Annotated in this window: 4 protein-coding genes and 1 tRNA gene; 1 reads left to right on the forward strand and 4 read right to left on the reverse strand. The window is 68.5% G+C overall.

Translation table 11 applies throughout. The features are described from left to right. The coding region (locus AC6RA4_RS23850) for a hypothetical protein (protein ID WP_500164553.1) at positions 1 to 614 on the forward strand (614 nt) is incomplete at its 5' end. 36 nt (positions 615 to 650) lie between these two features. Here the strand turns inward: AC6RA4_RS23850 and AC6RA4_RS23855 are convergent. From AC6RA4_RS23855 to AC6RA4_RS23870, 4 genes are all read right to left on the reverse strand, one after another. Beyond that, positions 651 to 1,898: a lytic murein transglycosylase gene (locus AC6RA4_RS23855; RefSeq protein ID WP_500164555.1), complete on the reverse strand. Its 1,248-nt coding sequence runs from the start codon at positions 1,896 to 1,898 to the stop codon at positions 651 to 653. 131 nt (positions 1,899 to 2,029) lie between these two features. Further along, positions 2,030 to 2,815: a sulfotransferase family 2 domain-containing protein gene (locus tag AC6RA4_RS23860; protein WP_500164557.1), complete on the reverse strand. Its 786-nt coding sequence runs from the start codon at positions 2,813 to 2,815 to the stop codon at positions 2,030 to 2,032. Positions 2,816 to 2,950: 135 nt separating this feature from the next. Next, the gene (locus AC6RA4_RS23865; protein WP_500164559.1) at positions 2,951 to 3,652 is read right to left on the reverse strand and encodes a YoaK family protein; all 702 of its coding nucleotides are present in this window, start codon (positions 3,650 to 3,652) and stop codon (positions 2,951 to 2,953) included. A 124-nt stretch (positions 3,653 to 3,776) separates the two neighbouring features. Continuing rightward, positions 3,777 to 3,853: transfer RNA gene (locus AC6RA4_RS23870), tRNA-Arg, on the reverse strand. Positions 3,854 to 3,856 lie beyond the last annotated feature (3 nt).

The raw sequence follows: 3,856 nt of genomic DNA on the forward strand, positions 1-3,856 counted from the left end.
AACCGGAGGAAGACGACTCGCCCGAGGATGAAACCCCGGAAGAGGAGCCTGACGATTCCGAAGAGGAACCGGAGCCGGAGGAACCTACCGAACCGGAGGAAGACGACTCGCCCGAGGACGAAACCCCGGAGGAGGAGTCTGACGACTCCGAAGACGAACCGGAGCCGGAGGAGCCTACCGAACCGGAGGAAGACGACTCGCCCGAGGATGAAACCCCGGAAGAGGAGCCTGACGACTCCGAAGACGAACCGGAGCCCGAAGATCCCACCGAGCCCGAGGAAGACGACTCGCCCGAGGATGAAACCCCGGAGGAGGAGCCTGACGACTCCGAAGAGGAGCCGGAGCCCGAAGACCCCACCGAACCGGAGGAAGACGACTCGCCCGAGGATGAAACCCCGGAAGAGGAGCCGGACGACTCCGAAGACGAGCCGGAGCCCGAGCTGCCCACCGAACCCGAGGACGACGCGGACGCGTCGGACGAGGAAACGCTCGCGGATTTCATCGCGCGGCTGTTCGAGATCGGCCCGGAACCGGAGGAGGACGAAGAAGACGAGTCCGACGCCGAGACGGTCTGGGGCCACTTCTGGGACCTGTTCGCGGGCCTGCTCGACTGATGTGCAAAGCTGCGCCGGCTGAGTGCCGGCGCAGGGTCACCCCCGCCGCAAGCTCTGCAGCAGCGCCTGCGAAGGCTCTCCGGTCACCGGCAGCCCGGACCGCGCCTGATAGGCGCTGATCCCGGCCTCGGTCTTGCTTCCGAACACCCCGTCCGGCGTGCCGACATCGTAGCCGGCGCGGTTGAGCAGCGCCTGCAACTCCTTGCGCTCGTCGATGGTGAAGCCGTAGCGGTCGGGCGGGAAGGTGCCGCGCACGGGTCCACCGCCCGCCAGCCGGTCAGACAGGTGCCCCACACCGACGCCGTATTTCTCGGCGTTGTTGTAGCGCAGGATGACGTTGAAGTTGCGGAACACCAGGAAGGCCGGCCCGCTCACCCCTGACAGCGCGAGGATCGAGCCGGTGCCGCCGGGCAGCGAGCCGCCATTGGCATTTGTCACGCCCAGCGCCGCCCATTCCGAAGAGGATTTCCGCACGCCGCGCCCGGTCAGCCCGGCGCTGAAGCCCGCCGGCAACCGCACCTCGAGCCCCCAGGGCTCGCCCCGCCGCCAGCCGCTGCGCGACAGGTAGTTCGCCGTCGACGCGAGCCCGTCGGTGGGATCGTCGGACCAGATGTCGCGCCGCCCGTCGCCACGGAAATCCACCGCGTAATCCTGATAGGTCGTCGGGATGAACTGGGTGTGCCCCATCGCCCCGGCCCAGCTCCCGGTGAGGCGCCCGGGCGTGGTGTCGCCGCGCTCGAGGATGCGCAGGGCGGAGATCAGCTGCGCCTCGAAGAAGTCGCCGCGGCGGCCGTCATAGGCCAGCGTCGAGGTCGAGGAGATCACCGGGATGTCGCCGCGGCGGGTGCCGTAATTGCTCTCCATGCCCCAGACCGCCGTGACCACCTCGGGCGGCACGCCGTAGCGCCCCTCGATCTCGCGCAAGAGCGCCATGTTGCGGCGCAGCTCGGCGCGACCGGTCGCGACCTTCTCTTCCGAGGCCGCGATCGCGAGGTAGTCCTCGAGCGTGCGGGTGAACTCGGTCTGGCTGCGGTCGCGGGTCACGACGCCGGGAAGGTAGCCCGTGCCGCGGAACGCCGCGTCGAGCGTGCTCGCGCTGATGCCGCGCGCAGCGGCACGGCCGCGGAACGACACGACCCAGGCGTCGTAGCCCGGGTTCGGCTGCGGCAGTAGGTCGGGGGCCAGGCCGCCCGACGGGGTCGAGACTCTGGCGCCTCCACCACAGGCCGAGAGAAGCGCCAGCGCGCCGCCGCTGATGAGTAGATGACGTCTTGAAACCTGCATGGGACTGCTCCTCCCGCGTTTTCTTTGCCTCACTGTGTCGTGTCCGGGGCCCGACGACAAGGCGGCGCGGCGTGCCGGCGGCGGCGATGGGCGGAGCCACGCGCATCGCGCGCCACGCGACGGCGCGCAGTTCAGAAGGGCGGCGCGTAGCCGAACGCCTCGATCTCGCGGGCATAGACGCAACGCACCAGCTCGACGGTGTCCGCGTCATAGTGTTCCGCCACCGATTTGCGGGTGTCGCGAATGCCCGCCTTGGCGCGATGCCCGCCCAGCGCCAGCGGCAGGCCGAGCTCTGCACCGAAGCTCGCGATCTCCCCGGCAAGGTCCTCGTAGCGCCCCACCCTGTCGACCGCGATGTCATCGCCGATGGCATAGATCTCCCAGTTCGAGATCAGCGGCGGGCGCAGCCCCTCCGGGTCCGGACGCTCGGGATCCGCCAGACGCCGGAGATACTCCGCAAAGCTCACCTCCGGCTGCTTGCAGACATGCATGCGCCAGTAATAATCCGAGACCGCGTGGGTCCACGGGTTGCGCACGATGGCGAACTTGAAATAGCCGTCCCAGGCCGCGGGGGCGAACGCCTGCACCTCCGCCGCGCGCGCATGGGCGCCGTGGCTGAAGCCATGCCGGTCGCAGAAATAGTGCTTGGTGATCCGGTTCACCGCCTCCGGCGACAGCGCAATCCGCCCGCTCTCGCGCGAGAGGGCCGCCGAACGCCGCCAGAGCAGCCCCGGATCCGACATCGCGACAAACAGCGCCTTCCGGTTGAAGCGCCCGCCCCCGGCGATCGATTCCGGCCAGGCGCCGAGCTGGATATCGCGCGGGCCGAGAAACGGGTTGAGCGCTGCCGTCACAGAGCTGCCCGCCGTCTTGCGCGAATGCATGAAGATGAACTTGTGCCGATGACTGATGATCAAGGCGACGTTCCGAGCACCGGGAGGCGGGCCGAATGCGGACCGCGATTCTCGATTTCTTAGACTCGGATTCGCTTTCGTTCAACCTGTGCGACTCAGCGCCGGAGCATCCCGACCTCAACCGCTGGGCGCGATGCCTCAGCCTACGCGCCTGGAGCCACGCCAGATCTCGGGGAGTGCGACAAGCGCCAGCAGCAGCCCGCAGAACACAAAGGTGACCGGGCCGAAGAAGCGATGCGCCAGGACGCCGAGGATGCCCCCGACCAGGAAGGCGAGAATGGTGGTGCAATGCAGCGCCAGCAGGCCACGGTAGCGCGGGGCGTCCTCGCTGCGGAGCCAGAGCCCCGCCAGCGACAGGCCGATATCGGTGGCCATGCCCGAGACATGCGTGGTGCGCACGCGGGCCCGCGAGATCCGCGTTGTGACCGCGTTCTGGATCCCGAGCGAGAAGGCCAGAACGCAGATGAACGCAGCGCCCTCCTCGCGCGCGAGACCAAGCAGCCCGGCGCCCCCGACAACGAGCAGGATCGCCGCCTCGCAGAGGATGGCGAGGGCATAGATCATCCGGATCCGCATGCGTCGCCCCACCTCGATGATCAGCCCCGCCAGCAGCGCGCCAAGGATGAACACCACGACGATCAGCCCAAGCAGCAGCGCGAACCCCCAGCCGCCCTTGGCAAGGCTGTCGGCCATGCCCGAGAGATTTCCGGTCATGTTGGCGGAGAACAGGCCGGCAATCTCGAAGCCCGCCGCATTGAGGGCTCCGGCCACCATCGAGAGCAGCCCCGCGAGGCGCAGGTCGATGGTCTGGTTGCGTTCCTTGCCTTCGCGGATCAGCACATGCGGCCCCTGTGGTTGACGCCCTGCCCTTTCATCCAACGCAGCGCGCGGGCTTGCAAGCGGCTCTCCGACCGGAGCGACGGCGCCCGTCAGGAAAAGAGGTGCTCGGGGCTGCGACATCCGCTGGCGATCCCGGCAGGATTCGAACCTGCAACCTGCCCCTTAGGAGGGGGCTGCTCTATCCAGTTGAGCCACGGGACCGCT

Source organism: Salipiger sp. (genome assembly GCF_059781815.1).

What these genes read in the sequence shown, in the direction of transcription:
- AC6RA4_RS23855 (WP_500164555.1), bottom strand. Translation starts at nt 1,898, where the DNA reads ATGCAGGTTTCAAGACGTCATCTACTCATCAGCGGCGGCGCGCTGGCG.